This window comes from Oceanobacillus caeni (assembly GCF_019037185.1).
Classification (GTDB): Bacteria; Bacillota; Bacilli; order Bacillales; family Amphibacillaceae; genus Oceanobacillus; species Oceanobacillus caeni.
Genome location: NZ_JAHHXM010000008.1, coordinates 43,681 through 61,299 on the forward strand (window position 1 = coordinate 43,681; position 17,619 = coordinate 61,299).

The 17,619-nt window shown below is 33.7% G+C and carries 21 protein-coding genes; 5 read left to right on the forward strand and 16 right to left on the reverse strand.

Annotation, left to right across the window (positions count from 1 at the left end):
- Positions 1-3: 3 nt before the first annotated feature.
- Positions 4-1,416, reverse strand: a complete 1,413-nt coding sequence (pepV, locus tag KM885_RS06865) for a dipeptidase PepV (RefSeq protein WP_216883714.1) — start codon at positions 1,414-1,416, stop codon at positions 4-6.
- A 189-nt stretch (positions 1,417-1,605) separates the two neighbouring features.
- Between pepV and KM885_RS06870 the strand changes: the two genes are divergently transcribed.
- Positions 1,606-2,268, forward strand: coding sequence for a biosynthetic peptidoglycan transglycosylase (locus KM885_RS06870; RefSeq protein WP_047184367.1), 663 nt, complete (start codon positions 1,606-1,608; stop codon positions 2,266-2,268).
- Between the two features lie 80 nt (positions 2,269-2,348).
- A complete protein-coding gene (locus tag KM885_RS06875) occupies positions 2,349-3,368 on the forward strand; it encodes a DUF3231 family protein (protein ID WP_145523722.1) in 1,020 nt (339 codons plus the stop codon).
- Between the two features lie 191 nt (positions 3,369-3,559).
- Here the strand turns inward: KM885_RS06875 and KM885_RS06880 are convergent, their stop codons facing one another.
- The 8 genes from KM885_RS06880 to KM885_RS06915 form a co-directional block, all read right to left on the reverse strand.
- Positions 3,560-3,706 carry a hypothetical protein gene (locus KM885_RS06880; RefSeq protein WP_204798354.1) on the reverse strand — a complete coding sequence of 49 codons (147 nt, stop codon included), beginning with the start codon at positions 3,704-3,706 and terminating at the stop codon, positions 3,560-3,562.
- A gap of 510 nt (positions 3,707-4,216) precedes the next feature.
- Positions 4,217-4,594, reverse strand: a complete 378-nt coding sequence (locus KM885_RS06885; protein WP_047184369.1) for an SET domain-containing protein — start codon at positions 4,592-4,594, stop codon at positions 4,217-4,219.
- A gap of 187 nt (positions 4,595-4,781) precedes the next feature.
- Positions 4,782-6,056 carry a hypothetical protein gene (locus KM885_RS06890; protein WP_244986932.1) on the reverse strand — a complete coding sequence of 425 codons (1,275 nt, stop codon included), beginning with the start codon at positions 6,054-6,056 and terminating at the stop codon, positions 4,782-4,784.
- Positions 6,057-6,083: 27 nt separating this feature from the next.
- Positions 6,084-6,662, reverse strand: a complete 579-nt coding sequence (locus tag KM885_RS06895; RefSeq protein ID WP_216883715.1) for a hypothetical protein — start codon at positions 6,660-6,662, stop codon at positions 6,084-6,086.
- A complete protein-coding gene (locus tag KM885_RS06900; protein ID WP_047184372.1) occupies positions 6,634-6,873 on the reverse strand; it encodes a hypothetical protein in 240 nt (79 codons plus the stop codon). The genes KM885_RS06895 and KM885_RS06900 overlap by 29 nt, the downstream gene beginning before the upstream one ends.
- A gap of 66 nt (positions 6,874-6,939) precedes the next feature.
- Entirely contained in the window at positions 6,940-7,494 is a 555-nt protein-coding gene (locus KM885_RS06905; protein ID WP_244986933.1) for a histidine phosphatase family protein, read from the reverse strand.
- Positions 7,495-7,568: 74 nt separating this feature from the next.
- Complete coding sequence (locus KM885_RS06910; protein ID WP_204798350.1) at positions 7,569-8,276, reverse strand: hypothetical protein; 708 nt, start codon at positions 8,274-8,276, stop codon at positions 7,569-7,571.
- A complete protein-coding gene (locus KM885_RS06915; RefSeq protein WP_204798348.1) occupies positions 8,273-9,121 on the reverse strand; it encodes an ABC transporter ATP-binding protein in 849 nt (282 codons plus the stop codon). Before KM885_RS06915 ends, KM885_RS06910 begins: the two co-directional genes overlap by 4 nt.
- A gap of 542 nt (positions 9,122-9,663) precedes the next feature.
- On the opposite strand from KM885_RS06915, the gene KM885_RS06920 reads away from it, so the two are divergent.
- The gene (locus KM885_RS06920; protein WP_204798347.1) at positions 9,664-10,671 is read left to right on the forward strand and encodes an Rpn family recombination-promoting nuclease/putative transposase; all 1,008 of its coding nucleotides are present in this window, start codon (positions 9,664-9,666) and stop codon (positions 10,669-10,671) included.
- Positions 10,672-10,939: 268 nt separating this feature from the next.
- On the opposite strand, the gene KM885_RS06930 is transcribed toward KM885_RS06920, so the two are convergent.
- On the reverse strand, positions 10,940-11,815 hold the full coding sequence (locus KM885_RS06930; RefSeq protein ID WP_060669145.1) for a YitT family protein: 876 nt from the start codon (positions 11,813-11,815) through the stop codon (positions 10,940-10,942).
- Between the two features lie 495 nt (positions 11,816-12,310).
- Between KM885_RS06930 and KM885_RS06935 the strand changes: the two genes are divergently transcribed.
- Together KM885_RS06935 and KM885_RS06940 are read left to right on the forward strand one after the other, a co-directional pair.
- Entirely contained in the window at positions 12,311-12,646 is a 336-nt protein-coding gene (locus tag KM885_RS06935; RefSeq protein ID WP_047184375.1) for a PadR family transcriptional regulator, read from the forward strand.
- 1 nt (position 12,647) lies between these two features.
- Positions 12,648-13,532: a permease prefix domain 1-containing protein gene (locus KM885_RS06940; protein ID WP_047184376.1), complete on the forward strand. Its 885-nt coding sequence runs from the start codon at positions 12,648-12,650 to the stop codon at positions 13,530-13,532.
- 78 nt (positions 13,533-13,610) lie between these two features.
- On the opposite strand, the gene KM885_RS06945 is transcribed toward KM885_RS06940, so the two are convergent.
- From KM885_RS06945 to KM885_RS06970, 6 genes are all read right to left on the reverse strand, one after another.
- Positions 13,611-14,246: a YkyA family protein gene (locus KM885_RS06945; RefSeq protein WP_204798340.1), complete on the reverse strand. Its 636-nt coding sequence runs from the start codon at positions 14,244-14,246 to the stop codon at positions 13,611-13,613.
- A 30-nt stretch (positions 14,247-14,276) separates the two neighbouring features.
- Positions 14,277-15,188, reverse strand: a complete 912-nt coding sequence (locus KM885_RS06950; RefSeq protein WP_338113671.1) for a polysaccharide deacetylase family protein — start codon at positions 15,186-15,188, stop codon at positions 14,277-14,279.
- Positions 15,189-15,415: 227 nt separating this feature from the next.
- Positions 15,416-15,664 (reverse strand): hypothetical protein, encoded by a 249-nt coding sequence (locus KM885_RS06955; protein ID WP_047184378.1) that lies wholly within the window; start codon positions 15,662-15,664, stop codon positions 15,416-15,418.
- 155 nt (positions 15,665-15,819) lie between these two features.
- On the reverse strand, positions 15,820-16,119 hold the full coding sequence (locus KM885_RS06960; RefSeq protein ID WP_060669077.1) for a hypothetical protein: 300 nt from the start codon (positions 16,117-16,119) through the stop codon (positions 15,820-15,822).
- 603 nt (positions 16,120-16,722) lie between these two features.
- Positions 16,723-17,364 (reverse strand): hypothetical protein, encoded by a 642-nt coding sequence (locus tag KM885_RS06965; protein ID WP_060669079.1) that lies wholly within the window; start codon positions 17,362-17,364, stop codon positions 16,723-16,725.
- A 100-nt stretch (positions 17,365-17,464) separates the two neighbouring features.
- Positions 17,465-17,611 (reverse strand): hypothetical protein, encoded by a 147-nt coding sequence (locus KM885_RS06970; protein ID WP_165589220.1) that lies wholly within the window; start codon positions 17,609-17,611, stop codon positions 17,465-17,467.
- Positions 17,612-17,619: the final 8 nt, after the last annotated feature.

Genomic DNA, 17,619 nt, shown 5'->3' on the forward strand with positions numbered 1-17,619 from the left:
GTCTTATACCTTTGCCAGTTCATAAATAGCCTGTGCATAAATAGCTGTTGCTTTTAATAAATCATCCACGATGGCATATTCATCTTTTTGGTGCATCACATCTTCACGTCCAGGAAATAATGCACCAAAGGCAACGCCATGATCCAGGGCACGTGAATAAGTTCCTCCACCAATAGCAAGAAGTTCTGCTTTTTCCCCTGTTTGTTCCTCGTATACCCTCTGTAATGTTTGAATAAGTGGATCATCCTTCTTCACATAAGTTGGCTTGGAATCAGTAAAGTTTTCCATTTTTAGTTCATTCTTCTTTAAGGTTTCTTCTATTTTCGCTTTTCCTTTTTCTATATCAAATGTTACAGGATAACGCATATTTAATCCAATATGGCCGCCCTTTTCTTTTGTATAATTTATGATTCCAACATTGATGGTCAACTCTCCCGATTCTTCATCTTGATAAGAAATGTCAAAGACTTCCCCACGTGATTGATTAAAGAAGGAAGAAATAGTTTCTACAAACTTTTGCCCTTGTGCATCCAACCCTAAGCTTTGTAAAAATTTAGCCAAGAAAATACCAGCATTTTTCCCATTTCGTGGTTCAGCACCGTGGGCACTTTTACCAACTAATGTCAAAGTGAGTTCATTCCCATTCGCTGAAACGTCTCCTTCTAATTCCCACTCCTTAAGATAGTTTCGATATTCCTGATCCATTTTTTCTAACTCAGAGTTTATTTGTACATGAACCTCTGCAAAATCTGGTACCATATTGTATCTTCGACCTGATTGAAATGATAGCAATTTAAAGTCGGCATTTGCTGTACTAGCACCGATATCTTGGACGATGTCATAGTCGGAAATTCCCTTTTCCGCAAATATGATAGGAAAATCCGCATCAGGCACAAAGCCCATATCTGGCATTTCTTCTTCTGCAAAATAATGTTCCACACATCTCCAGTCACTTTCCTCATCCGTTCCAACAATTAAACGAACTCTTTTGTTTAGTGGCAGACCTAATTCTTTTACAATTTTCATTCCATAATATGCTGCGATCGTTGGGCCTTTATCATCACTAGAACCTCGAGCATAAATCTTTCCATCTTTTATTACTGCACCATACGGATCGACACTCCAGCCATCTCCTTCTGGTACAACATCAACATGCCCTAAAATACCGATAAGTTTATCTCCTTGTCCCATTTCAAGATGACCTGCCAGATTGCCAACATTTTTTGTTATAAATCCATCTTTACTCCCCATATTTAGCATATATTCCAAAGCATCCTTAATCCCTTGCCCTAAAGGAGCTTCAGGGTTTTTATCGTTTTCATTAAACACACTTTTGATTCGTAAAAGTCCTTGTAAATCCTTTATAAAATCTTCTTTTCTTTTTAGCACTTCTTCCATCCAATTGATATGATTCATTTATCGTTCACTCCTTTGTTTCGACATTCAACTCCATTAGTTAAGTTTACCAAAAACAATGTTATTATAAGAGTTTACAATCTTCACTACTTTTTGTTAGAGAATAAGTTAAGTCATTCCGACCGTATCATTTATCAAGTTTCAGAACGTTGGTTATACTAAAATTATATATCAAAATAAGTTGAGGTAATGATAGTGAAATGGATAAAAAAACTATTCAAACTAGGAATCGCCCTTGTCATTCTTTTTGTAATAGCAATCGGTTTAATAGGTTACTTTCAATACAAAGAAGCTATTTCCGAAATACCTATCTCAGAAAAAGTAGAATCGGTTAAAAAAGTTGACAGCTTTGTACCATTGGGTGAAATTTCTCCTGATTTCACAGATGCGGTTGTCGCTGTAGAGGATCATCGTTTCTATGAACATGGTGCCTTTGATTTTATTTCACTCGTTCGCGCAGCCCTTGTCAATTTAAAAGCAAAGGAAATTAAAGAGGGTGGTAGCTCATTAACACAGCAAGTTGCTAAGAATCTTTACTTTAGTAATGAACAACATTTTATCCGTAAAGTAGCGGAACTTTTTGTTGCTTTTGACCTAGAAAGAATCTATAGCAAGGATGATATTTTAGAACTATACGTTAATATCATCTATTATGGAGAAGGTAATTACGGAATAAAAGAAGCAAGTACCTACTATTTTGGTAAATTACCTGTTGAACTTGATTATGATGAAGCAACTTTCTTGGCAGGTTTACCACAATCACCTAGTGTGTACGGTGCCAATATTAATTTGGCGAAACGGAGACAATCGGAAGTAATGGAGGCATTGTCTAATTATCGAATGGGAAAATAAGTGTTTCGTAAAAATACACTCATAATTTACTTCATTATAGTAGATAGTAAACATATCCTAACGCTTACAGGAGGATTTAAATGAATGGTGAAATGAATGCAAAGCTAACCTCTGCCGAAATTGCTTCACTTTGGACTGGGTACATGAATGATAGCATGGAAAAATGTATTTTAGGATTTATGCTAAAGCATATAGAAGATCCAGATATAAAACCTGTTGTTCAATATGCTTATGATATATCATCGAGTCATTTAAAACAGCTAGTTACCATTTTTAATAAAGAAGAATATGCTCTTCCTAATGGTTTTACCGAAGAAAAGGACGTTAACATGGATGCTCCTTGGCTCTATACTGGTTTATTTTGTTTAAGCTACGTGAACCATATGGCAAAAGTGGGCATGAAGGCTTATAGTGATTTTATTTCCTTGAGTTATAGAAAGGACATACGTAATTATTTTATAAAGGCATTATCAGAAATCACTACTCTCTTCGAACAATCGATTGATACTAGTCTTTTAAAAGGATTAAATGCTAGACATCCGTATATTCAAGTTCCAAAAGAAGTTGACTACATCGATAGTAAGAAGTATTTTAGTGGGTTAAATCCTTTTAGTGAAAAAAGGCCTCTAAATGCTGTTGAAATTACTTATTTGTATCAAAATGTTACAACTAACTCCGTAGGTATGAAACTATGCCTTTCTTTTGCTCAAACGTCGCCATTAAAAGAAGTACAGGATTTTATGATACGAGGAAGAGATATTTCGAAAAAACACATTAAGATTTTTGTAGATACATTAATGAAGGACGATATTGAAGCAGCACAGGTACCTGATGTAGGAATCAGCGACTCAACAACGCAAACATTCTCAGACAGATTAACGATGTTTCAAATGTCTCTTCTCATGTCTTCCGGAATAGGAAATTACGTCACTTCTACAGCCAAAAGCCAACGCAGTGACTTAGTGGTAAACTATGAACGTTTGTCCCTAGAAGTGTCTCGCTTTGCCAAAAGTGGAGCCGACATCATGATTGCAAACAATTGGTTAGAACAACCACCAGGAACTAAAAATAGAAATAAATTAGCAACCGACAAAGAATAAGGCTGTATCCATGATCAGTCTTATTTTTTGTTTAAATATGATGAGAACTTGCGTCTGGCCTCTAATATAAACGTCGAGTGCTGATATAATACCAGCTTTTGCTGATATCCCTCGCCGTGTGCTGATATAGTATCAAATTTTACTGATATCTCACGCCGTGTGCTGATATAGCTCCTACTTTTACTGATATCTCACGCCCGTGCTGATATAGCTCCTACTTTTACTGATATCTCTACCGAATACTGATATAGCTCCAACTTTTGCTGATATCCCATGCCATGTGCTGATATAGCTCCTACTTTTACTGATATCTCTACCGAATACTGATATAGCTCCAACTTTTGCTGATATCCCATGCCATGTGCTGATATGGCTTCAACTTTTACTGATATCTCACGCCCGAGCGCTGATATAGCTCCAATTTTTGCTGATATCCCATGCCATGTGCTGATATAGCTTCAACTTTCTTTTACTGATATCTCACGCCCGGGTGCTGATAAAACGCCCTCTCTATCTATGCGTAATATTAAACGCAGAAATCTTAGAGAACATTCACCCATTTGTCTAATGAATGACCATTCAAGATTAGAAATACTAGAGACCAAAAAGAGGTTGGAACATAACGAAATGTTTAACTCAAAAGACGAACAATCCCGCAGAATTTCCGGAGCAGTTTATCCACTCCAAACTTCTGCAAAGTTCGGATTTCCCTTTTGATAAACATTTTTGTCCCAACCTCTTTATACTAATCATTGGCTAATATGCATTTTTTGAAATTTTTCCTCAACAGTAACTACCATCAAAATTGGATACTTTTTATTATAAAGCAACAACTTATATAAACCTTTTTAGTCTTGATTAAACCAAAGTGGATCATTGTTATCAACTTCACCGTTATAATTGATTAGAATCTCGTCCCCTGCTTTTATATCTGTGTAAGCATAAAAATTAAATGTGTGGTTGTCAAAGTTAATCTCATAAGTTGCATTTGGTTCATAAGAATGGTTAAACAACATTCCATAACCAAGAAGGATAGCAGTGTGATTGATCCCATACTCAAAGGCGTAATCAGCTAGCAACGTTTTCTCAATGTGTTGATGCTGATCGTTTGGATAAGCGATAACAGGTGCTTCATGTAATAGCTCTCCTTTTTTGAAATCACATGTAGCAAATACCCCTCTATTAAATTCTCCATCACTTAGCGGAGATGTCTTTACTTCAATCATGTTGTTCACCTACTCACTTTTAAAATATTCTCTCCAACTGTAACATTAATTTCAACAAGAAGCACTCTTTATCTTTATTTGGATTGATTTCGTTCATCATGCAAATTTATCCACTCTGCATGCGTACTTGATAATTACTTTCATTTCTTTATTAGATTAGGCGTGATTATTAACGTTGCGTATTTAACTACAAATCACCTAATGCAACAATTTCTCCGTTTGATCCATTCACTCCATATTCACAGTCAATCTTTCCGCAAAGAACATACTGCTCGCAATCAAAGTCATAAACATAATAGGGATTTATTTCGAATTTATCTTTTATTTTCTCATACGCTTCTTCTCTTGTTATAGTAACCTCTTCTGGTGGGGAAAAATGATCAAACATCTCCAGCATCGGTTTGTTATCCACATAATTTACTGCTTGGAATGATTTTGGATCAATGATGATGACAAGTTTTCTTTTAAACACACGGTTAGTCTGATTACTCATTCTTAATATGGCGTTTATATATCCGTTTTCACGATGAAGTATTTTAAGAATCCATTTTCCTGTATCTTTTGGATAGTCTTGTCGCAATAATTCCCGTACTGTTAATAGGCATTTCTCTTTTTCCACCTTTGTAATTGGAAAAGAATCAGGAGACGGCTCCAAGGTAAAGGCTTGTTCTACCGTGGCTTCCTCCAACCAATGAACCTCTTTCCGATCAAAAGGTTTATCAACCGGTTCATCCCAATGAATGGTTTCTCCTATTTTTTGATACGACCTTACATCTTCAATAAATTCAAAGGATATTAAAGATGTATTCTCATTTGTAACATAGACCTCTTCAACGGCATAAACAGGAAATAACTTCTCCTGTTCAAATGAAGGAAATTCAACCAATTTCAGTTGTTCCTTTGCTAGATGTTCGACACTTTCAAAAGTAAGTGTATATTTTTCATCCTTTACCATTTCTTTAGAAGGAAATTGACCAAGTACGGAGAAAAAGGTTAACCTACCTTCATTATCTAATTTAATTTCAATGGACCCTGAAGGTGATACTGCGATACCATCCATACATTCATTGAAAAGAAGTCTGCCTTCCTCTTCTTTATGTAACTGAAATTGTTTACCATAGGTTAATCCGGTTTCCCGCTCAATCCATTTTATCATGTCGTTTCTATCCAAGCCTGCGAATGTAACCCCATTATTTACGTACGTCTTACCCATGACAAAGATAACACTTTCGTATTTTCGAGTAGTTACATTTATATCAATTACCGCTGTACCTTCTGGATTGGAATCATCATCTTCAGGTACGGTGACATGGTTTGGGAACCACTCCATCGATAATGTAAAAATCGTCTCGTTAAAAATATTTACATTTCTTCTGAGACTATGACTTTTTAAGAAGTAATTATCTAGGCCGAATTTCGTTTTCGTTAGATTAACTAATTCTGTTATTCTTCTATCCAGCATTTTCTTCTCCACACCTTTTAGTATAACTTAATCCATACAAGCTTCTAATTTTGAAACCAATTCTTTGTATTTAGCAAAAAAGTCCTTAATCGGAATAACAGAAAAATAAGAAGTGATTTGGGAATCTGCCAATAGACAATTATCATAAATTAAACTAATATTCAATCTCCTTTGTGGTTTTACTCCTTTTTGAATGAGCAAATTGGCCAATTCTGTATATAATTGTTGCCCCATTTCATCGACAGACTTTTCTACTGAAATGTGACCTGCGAAGCTATGCCACCATACGTTGAATGTTTTATATATTTGATTAAATGCCTTTGAACTATTTTCATTAATCACAAATAGCTTTTCATAATACAAATCTTTATCTTCATAAAATGGAATGACACCGTTTTTATTGTCTTCGGCTATTTGTTGAAATATTTCATTCCATAGTTCTTTAAACTTTATTTCAAAGTCATCTTTAAACACCACTGTTATTGGTAAATAAGGAAACCTTAATTTTTCTTCATTTTGATCTTGATTTAGATAAATGTTTTGTATGTAAATCAAAAAGTTCAAAGCAAAAGATGTATCAGTCCCAATCTCTAATGAATTTTTCATACGCCTGCTCCTTTTTACTTTTCTTCCGTTCATTCTTTATATTAAAGATCCCTATCGTTCCACAAACCAATACACCTAATACTAAAATACCTGTAAGAATCCAACTTTTACCCCAACTTGTAATTGCACTTAACAAACAACTTAACGCAATGACTAACACCCCATATTTTTCCCGCCATTTTGTAAACTTTGAAGTACCTTCATTACTCAAAAAACTCAACCCCTTAAGGTAGGTAACTTAGATTACCTTTGTCACCAATAATCATTCATCAATGTATCAGGGAATAGGTTGTACAATTCCAATGTTTGCACCTGTCTTTCTTTTCCCTTCCCATCTCTTTTTCTGTAATTCCTTTGCTATTAACATATTAAAAAAGCCATGTCCCACTAATACTACCGATTTATATTTTTCTACATACTCAATTAATTGCTCTGAAGCCTTTACCGCCCTTATCTTTGCATCTCTTAAAGACTCGCATCCGTTAGAATAACCACAAAACCATAATAATCTTAAAAAAAACGTCCAAGTGCTCGGTCTTAATTTCACATATTTTATGGATGCAATTGGTAATTCTGCTTCTCGAAATAAGGAGTCGGAGATTGTTTGAACTTCCGGTTTTAGTAGTTTAGCTGACTGAACAGCCCTTTCTAAATTACTTGTCACAACTATTTTGGCGTTTTCTACTTTCTCTCTCGTCTCAAGAGGATAGGTTAACTCTTTAAATACACCATTGGAATCATATTTTTCTACCCATTTCTTAAACTCTGAACAAATCACCTTGTCATTTTCATTGAGTTGTGACCTTCCGTGTCTAATCAATGATATTTCCATAACTAATCTCCTTGAACTATCTATAATGGTTTATTTCTTCAAAATTTAATGTTCTCTTGATACACTGCTACAAATCATTTTTGAAATCTCTTCGCTAACGTTAAGAACAGAAATAAAAGAAGCAGTGAATAAATGATAATCCATAAAAATGGAAATAAAGAAAGATCCAAGATACTTTCACCATTCCAATTAAATAATATAGGTTGTGTACTAGCTGCCGGGGGAATTATCCAAGTTATGTTCTTAAGATATAATGGAAGGGCATCATATATTCCTAAAGCTGCTAAAGATATGACGATAGCAAGAGATAATCCCCCATAAGAATTAACGGCGCTTTCCGTTATCACTTTACTAAATAAACTTGCAACACTTATTCCTAGTATCGATAGAAAAACAAGGTTCACAATGGAAACTAGGCCAATTTTTAAAGTTACTGGTTCCTCAAACATACCAAAAATAATTGGATAGATAAATGCATAGAGAATTAGTATCAAAGAAATGATCCAAACGGCAATTAATTTGGATAGATAATATCGATTCCTACCACCTAGATGAAGAATCATCACTTGCCTTTGAACAGGTGAATCAAGTGATAAAACACTCATACATAACCAGGCGGATATAATATATACAATCAATGCCGATATAGCATAACTATCAATTACTGGATTTTGGGTGTAAGAATAATAGACAAAAATCAAAATAATGAATGTTGAAATAGGTGGAAAATACTTATGGGAACGAAGATAATCGTGTAAAGTATATTTTATTAATGCTTTCATAACGATCTCTCCATATCATTTAATGTTACCGTTGATACCGCCTCAATACTTCCATTTAATTGAAGAACTCTAGATAAAATAACATCGCTCTCTTTTACTGGAACATAAAGATATAATTGTTGGTCCTTTTCTTCCAACTCAAGTATCTCGCCCCACTCTTTAACAAATGATTTGTCTACATTTCGAACTACCAATAATTTTATAGATTGTTTTTCAATAGATTCCGTTACTGAAATACTTCCATTATGTAATAAAAAAGTGTTATCTACTATTGACTCAAAAATATGAGACTCATGATACGTTATCAATACGGTGGTTCCTTGCCTTTTCAATTCCCCTATGATTTTCACTAATTCTTCCTGCGATTCGAAATCAAGACCGGATAATGGCTCATCCAAAATTAATAGGTTGGGCTTCTGCATAATTGCCTGGATAAGTCCAACTTTTTGAATATTACCTTTTGATAGTTCCATGATTCGATGGTTATCCAGTCCTTCTAGCTGAAATCGGTGTAATAAGTTCTTGATTCTTTTCGTTAAGTAATCCTTTGAGATTCCACTCATCTCCCCCATGTAACGTAAATATTCACTTGGGGTGAATCGAATATTTTTAGGAAATCTTTCGGGCACATATCCGATTTTGATGTTTTTGTTAAGGTAATGGACCTTTCCAGAACTTGGTCGTTCAATACCCGCTAGGATCCGTAGTAAAGTGCTTTTTCCCGTCCCATTTCCACCTAAAATTGCAATGGCTTGATTCTCATTTATCGATAATGAAATATTACGTAAAACATTTTTATTCGTATAGATTTTACTAATATTTTCAAGTTCAACAAGTTTGTCCATAAAACGCTCCATTCTGAGTGATCAAGTATAACTACTTATACTTACGAAAAAATCACGTTGAAGTTTCAATATTTTCTTCATTTATTATAAGTTAAACTCTACTATAGATGGGAAAAAAATTTTATTTAGGTGTATACATTTATGATTACTTACTCGTTGTATAAGTATAGGGAGGACAAATTATGAAAAAGGAAGTCTTGTAGAACTTTTTGCTGCAAAGTAATTTCCAGTTTTATAAAGGATTCCTTATATCAAACCTGAGAAATAAGCGGACAAGAGACACAAGGATAGGTATCTCTCCACATGGTTTATACTTAGACTAGGAGAATAAACTGCCCTTGTGTCGCCCATATATGCTAAATTTGCGTTTCAGTTCAATTTATCCTCACCAAAATACCTTTTTCCTTTAAGTAAAACTCCATTTCTGACCAATACCATATCCTCCATTTTCAAATTTAACTAGTTGTTTATTTTTGAAAATTCAACAATAATGATGGAAATTGCAGATTAATCGAATATAATAAAGAAAAGAGGTATTTGGTGTGTCAAAAGTAAATAAATCGGGAAAGATTAATAACGAACATGATGTCGGATATAAATACTTATTAACCACAAAACAAGTATTTATCCAGTTGCTCCAATCGTTTGTAGACAAAGATTGGGTAGACCAAATTGATGAAGCAAATACGGAACTGATAGACAAATCGTTTATATTACCAGATTTTCAGGAAAAAGAAGCTGATTTGGTATATAAAATGAAACTTAAAGAGCAAGAAGTCATTTTTTACACGCTAATGGAATTACAATCAACCGTAGATCATCAAATGCCCTATCGCTTATTACTTTACATGGTTGAAGTCTGGCGCGAAATTGTAAAAAGTAGTGATGACCGTAAAGTGAAACAAAAGGATTTTCATCTTCCTGTTATCGTACCAATTGTACTATACAATGGTGCGGGAAATTGGACGGTTCCACTGGAGTTCAAACAAACACTCGGCAAAGCAACTATGTTTGGAGACCAAACACTTAATTTTAAATACATTCTACTCGACGTGAATCGATATACTGATATTGAATTACTTGAGTTATCTAATTTAATTTCTTCTATATTTTATTTGGATCAAAAAAACAAGAATCCTAACGAACTTTACAAAAAACTAAAAGCGCTAACTGGCGCATTACAAAACTTAACGCAAAAGGAATTCACATTATTTCAAAATTGGTTTAAACAGATTGTTATGAAACGTTTCCCCGTTGATCAGCATAGGAAAATGGAACAAACAATTGATCAAGCAAATCCAAAGGAGGTTAACCAAATGATTTCGAACTTAGGAGAAGACTTAAAGCGGTTTTACGATGAAGCTCAGGCTAGGGGTTTAAAAAAAGGGATGGAAAGAGGAATAGAGAAAGGGATAGAGAAAGGTAACAAAGAAAAGGCAATCAAAGTAGCTGAACATCTGCTATTAAAAGGAATGTCATTAGCAGACATTGCTGAAGTTACGGAATTAAGCATAGAGGAAGTAGAAGATTTAAAAAGCAATCGAAATTAATTGGATTAACTTAATCATAGCAACTATTCAGCACTGAAATCAGAAACATACCTAAGTAATCCTTTCTCTTTAGAAAGGGTTACTTTTTTGCACTATATAAGGAAGGTGAAAAGCTAGTTATATGGAGGGGTAAATACGAGATGAAGATTATTAAAAAAGGACAGGCCGATCCCGTTTCCTCCCTTTAAACGTATTTAATTACTAGTTCAAAGTTGGAAAACATAGTCTCATCGAATGTGTCATTTTTTAATAATCCTCATAAGTCAAATTAATGAATATTGTGCTTTTTAAAATTACCACCTTTAACTTCTGCCACATCATATACCGTAACAAAAGCAAATTTGTCAATTTCATAAATGATTTCTTTCATTTTACTGTCCTCTAAACGGTTAATAACACAAGTTATTTCCTTGAATTTCTCATTTGAATAACCGCCTTCAACTTCATTAAACGTAGCGCTTCGACCTAGGCGATCACGTATGGTTTCTACCATTAATTCAGGTTGATTGGTTATGATTTTAAAGGTTTTCGAGCCACTTAAACCCTCTTCAACGGTATGAATTACTTTTGAGGCGATAAAATAAGCGATTCCCGATAAGAAAGCTCCTTGTAGACCAAAGACCGTTGAAACAACAATAAACACAAACAAGTTTAAGAATAAAATTAAATCACTCGTTCCAAAAGGCAATTTCCGGGATAGTAATACGGCTAACATATCAATACCGTCTAATGCTCCGCCATTTCTTAATGCCAACCCCATACCAAAACCAATAATAATACCACCAATAACGGTTACTAGTAACGTATCTCCTTGAATAATGGTTGGTATATGGTGCATAATGCTAGTCCCAAATGCTAGTGAAGCAATACCTATAACGGAATAAATAGCGAAACTTTTCCCAATCTGTTTATATCCTAAAAATACAAATGGGATATTTAGTAGTGCAATTAGAACCCCTAAAGGTAATCCAATCAATTGTGAACCAACGATACTTAGACCTGTAACACCGCCATCTGATACGTTGTTTGGAATTAATATTGCCTCTAAACCATATGCAGTTATAAATGCCCCGATAATAATTGATAATCCTCGTAATACCATTCTAAGTTTATTGGTCTTTTTTTGCTTCGTAATTGTACTCATTTCATTCCTCTTTCCAACTATTTCTCTTGTTGTAAAACTCTCCATGATCCGGACTTCTGTCTTCCTTTTGCTAGTATTCTTCATTCAAAGAAAATAAATAATACTTAATTTAGACAGGAAAATAGCAGATTATGTCATCCTTCAATGGATTTTCTTGTTGGCATTGCCTTTACCTTTAAATCCGAAAATATTCTAAGCAATCATTCCCTTCCATCCAAAATAATTAAATGACATCCTATCATTCAGTCTCTTCCCTGCAAATGTTAAAGTCCGTAATAATCAGCTCTATTGTCAAGGTAGCTAAATATTTTATTTTCTAATATAAAGGACAGGGACTTTCGTTCGATAGGTTGCTGTATAAAAAGGGTACAACAAATTGAAAAAAATAGGAAGTAAGATAAAATACTGTCCTAGATCTTGACTTACTATGACAGATATAGTAATTTATATTTACAGTAATTTATTTATAACAGTATTGTGAGTGGAGGTATCACGATGAAAGGAAAAGTATCCGCTGATTTACTTCGTGGTCATACAGATACAATTGTCCTCGGTATTTTAATGAAGAGCGATAGCTATGGGTATGAAATATATAATACTATTTTGGAAAAAACGGGAGGGCTCTATCAGTTAAAAGAAGCTACTCTTTATTCAAGTTATAAAAGACTGGAAAAGGAAGAATGCATTATCGGCTATTGGGGAGATGAGACACAAGGTGGGCGACGTAAATATTATAGAATCACTGACAAAGGAAAAAACCGTTACCGTCAAAATAAAGTAGATTGGGAATTTACTCAACAAATACTAAATCAGTTATTGGAGGAGGAGTAAAATGAATATAACTATTAAGAAGTATGTAGATGACCTATTCCACGGATATGAAGAAACGCCCGAGCTTAGAGATTTTAAAGAAGAGATTACTTCTAACTTACATGCTAGAATTTCTAATCTTGAGGAAAAGGGCATGCAGTCAAATGACGCTTTCACAAAGGCCGTGGCTGAACTAGGCGATATTACAACAATTGCCGATGAGATTAGCAAGCAGAAACGAAATGAATTGATCGGGGAAATGTATATACAACAAGGCAATAAAGTGGGGGTAAAACATGCAATTGGTTATACAGTTGCGGGAAGTGTTCTCTTATTTGGATTAATAACAAGCCTTATCACCTACTTCTCCACTAATAATATATTTTATGGAATCTCCGCCCTATTACCTTTTGTTGTTCCAACAGGAGCTGCTTTTGTTTTCCTTGGACTTACTCAGGAAACAGCAAGAAATTACCCAATGTCATGGATACGTGCACTGATTTACGCATTGGCGGTTGGATCTATTTTATTTGGTATTACTATTTCTACATCTCAATATTATCTAGATGGAAATACTTGGGTTGAAATACTTGGCATATTAATTCCGTTTGCTATCCCAGCACTGGCTATCCTTGCATTCTTACTTCTTACGGAGAAAAAGCGCTATAAACCTTGGGTTGTGGAAGAACAAAGAATCATAATGGAAGATTATTATCAAAGATATAGTGATCCTGAACTAACTGCAAAAAGAGGCTTGCTCTCCGGCGCTCTTTGGGTTGGAGCTTTGGGCCTTTTCGGTTTAATATGGCTATTAACTTCTGTAATATATGCACTATTCGTTATTATATTGGCTGTTGTTTGTGAAATGCTAATTGAATATAAGATGCATAAAAAAAGCAAAGTATGAGCAGCAATTTGTAACTTTAAAATAAAAGAGGACTAGTAAGCAATTTTCTAGTCCCCTTTTATTTTACCCACAACTTAATTAATTCATTTGATAATAGTCGTTTTTTGCTTGAACAAACTGTTTGGTATATTGATTAAATTGTTGTATAATCTCACCCATTTCTTGACTATGTTCATTTATATCATTAATCTGCTCATCTAGTTTTTTTAAATCAAAATTTTCATCTTCAATATATTCATATAATGTGTTCTGTATTTCTAAATTTTCATGGTAGTCTTTAAAAAAGGTATCCATCAATTTTTTCCGTTCGTTCATAATCGTTATTAGCTTTGATGCTTGTTTTCTTTGCTTCTCGTCTTTGATCTTTTTAATATTTTCCTCAATGGTTACAGACTCCTTATAAGCCTTTTGAAAGTTTTCTTCCGCTTCCACTAATAGCGCTTGTTGTTTTTTCATGTATGTATTGGCTTCTTCTATCTTTTGCTTAATGATGTCCTTATCATTGATATCGAGACTAATCAAATCATTGTATACCAACTGTGCATTTTTTCTAGTTTCATTTAGTTCTTTTTCATTAGCGGCGAAATCTTTTTCAAACTCAGCAGATTCCTCCATTATTTTGTGGATGTTGGTAGCCTGTCTTTCATCGGAAGAACATCCAGTTAGAAAAAATGAGAAAAATAAAACAATCGTTAATACTATTAATCTATTCACCCAAAGTTACCTCCTGCTGCTAAACTGGAATTAGTTTATGGTATGACAACGTCCGTTACACGAAAAAGTTAATGGTGCCATATCGTTAGTGAGTATTTCCGTTTGATAGCCTTGTTTCTTAATAAAAGATAATAGTTTGGGTAAATGTTTTATTGTCTCTTGTTTATCATGAAGAAGGACTACCGGAGTTTCGCCTGCTTGCTCCATATTTTTTATTTCTTGGATTGTATGTTGAACATATCGTTCATTTTTAAATTTCCAGTCTAGACTATCTACATTCCAATCCCAAACCTTAAAATCATTTTGGTCTAATAAATAGCGCATAGCTTCCGTTAGATATGGAATACTTCCATAGGGTAAACGGACAATGTTAGAACGTACACCTATTATGTTTTCCAATATCTCCCGATTCTCTATCATTTCTTCTGACGGAGAGGATTTACTACTATAAACTTTACCTACATCATGAGTAATACTATGTAGTCCAAGTCCAAATCCCTCTTTATGCATTCGCTTTACAACTTCAGGATGTTCTTTTATCTTTAGACCCACCATGAAAAAGGTTGCCTTCATCTGATATTTGTCTAAGACATCAAGTAATTGGCCTGAAATATCTGATGGCCCATCATCAAATGTTAGATAGATGGCTTTTTCTTGTTGATCTATCTTATTTTGCTTCTCGACCTCTTTTTTTCGGGCTGATTCTCTTTTTTTATTTTCCCTATCAATGATAGATTGACTTAATGTAGAATCGGAAAAAGCTAATACTGGCTCAGAAGAAAATGATAACATTTCGTGTGAATTCTCTATATTCGTGTCATTTTCTTTTGCAGCATTCATTTTATCATTACCAACCAACCCAGTTAATAGTAGAATCATAATGGTTAATAGAATGAAAACCACAATCTTCCCTCTGGTGTTTAACCTTCTACGCCTAAACACTTTAATACCTCCCTTTGCTAGATTAAATTTTTCTACAAATAGAAACACACATCAACAAAATTCGCAATAACGACATATTTACACTAACTTATTTAAAAATCGTTTTACGTTCAAAAATCATTTCTACTATATACGATAGCATAATTGGATGTTTATTTGAACGGAATATTTTAAGTAAAAAACTTTAATTTCCCTTTTTAAGCAATTCACTTTCTTCCGTTCAATTGTTAATGTTTATTTATATATTTTTTTGAGATAAAATATGCAATTGTAACAGAAATGAGTCCAATTAATAATGTTAATAACAATGAAGGATGACTACCTTTAATAACAACTTCTTGAGTTAGATTAGGACTAAGATTCCAAGCCTCCATCATGTCTGGAGTATATGTATATGTAAGAAGTATTCCTGACAGAACTTGGATTAATGAAAATACCAATAAAAAACTAACTACAAAAATAATATACTTTTTCACTTGCTACACTCCCTACCATTTTGTCTTTATACTTTACGTACGAATGGAAATGGAAAAAGTTCCATTATTCCATTAAAATACCACATTGATGATTAAGGGTGCCTTCCTTATCTTGGAAGGCACCCTTAATGTTTGTCTTGAATAATAACCAATCATTACCCCTGTAAAGAACCCAATACAAATGGTGATACGATTAGTAATATAGAAGTCGAAATTAATATGAAAGAAATATGCCTTGGAAGTTTTACTCTGCCTTTTCCTTTATACCAACCAGAGAATTGAAACTTATTTCTGTACAATACAAACAGTAATAATAAAATGGCTATTGCTCCTAGCCAAGAATAATTTTCAGTTGCTTCATTGACAGTATAAATATTTTCTATAAGCAGCCATCCTATTCCACCGAAAAGCCCCAAAATAATAATGATGCGTAGTAATTCAAGTAACACCCTCATATTTCTTCCCCCTTATACCTCAGTTATTTTAATCTATTCTTTAACTTCCTTTATCCCGATATATAGTTTGGAACGTCTTCACTTATCGTATGCCCCTCTACAAGAGAGATATCGTATTCTCCGTTAGAAAGTTTTATGTAATTCGAATCCTCTTTATTCTTTTCGAAAAAAGCTTCTTTTTTGGAAGAATAATGGACTAAATTTTCTTCACTACAAGCAGATAAGACGAAAATAGTTATGACCATTAAAACAAGCATAATTTTTCTAATGATAATTCCCCCTAACCAATCATATTAGTTTGCTAAAAAGGAACTCTATTTAAATTTTATCCAAAAGAAGAAGAAGGAAGCTGCCCGCCCAAAGAAGATAGGCAAGTTGCGTTACGATAAACATTGAAAATTCAAATGGAGTGAGTTTTCTTTCTCTCTTTATTTTTTTTAAGATGTCTATAATATAAGAATGAACATACAAGTAATAGTAATATCGATGCTTGATGTATTTCTTTCAATAGAGTAACCGAAAAATCAACTCCTCGTATACTGGCATAACTTTTTTTAACTCATTTTTACGTTAAGAACAATGGATCATTTCTGACTTAACTATTTAAAAATCCTTACCCCATTCATTATCTAAAATTTCACCACTTTCAGCGATATACTCTATAATAACCGAACCATGTTGCAATTTATCTTCGTTTCTTAAGAAAGATATGAATTCATCAACAAGTTTTTCATCACCGTCACTATTTTTACGTGGAACAGTAATACGGATGGTAGGTTTAACATCAAACTCTTTATAACTTGTAAGATTAATAGGATCAATACCCAGTTCTTGCCCAATTGTATCATTAAAGAAAATGAACATATTAGTTGTTTCTCCAAAATTCTCTTTAATAAAAGGACGTATTTCAGATTCTAAATCCTTTGCCCATTTATCTGCAATATACGTATCCACCATTCGTTTTGTTTCATCATCATAATAAACTAAAAATTGCGTATTCGTTTTCTTATCCCTAACCTTAGCAGCATATTCAAATCCAAAGTTCCCCATATTATCATACAAAGTATCATATAACTCGAAGTTATCATTAAAATTATCTTTTAAATACGCTTCAGCTAGACTCCATATCTTTTCTTCTTCATCTTTATCAGGCTTCATTTCTAATATAAAGGTGACTACAAGTAATCCTATTCCTAACAAAAGGACCCCCAGAACTCCAAGTATGATCTTTAGATATTTATTCAAATCTGCCCCTCCCTCAATTAGTGATTCACCATAGAAAACCACATTCACTATATTAAAAAAACATTCGATTTGTAATATATGATAGTAAAGAAGAGTAGCTTCAAACTACTCTTGGTACTAAAAAAGGGAAAGTTACTTCTTCTATTACACGATTGTTTTGGTTTTCTATACTCCTCAATCTTTTTTCAATCATATTTGAAGAAAAAAACACAATAAGTATAATGGCTATTCCAGTAATCAATTCCATAAATTATC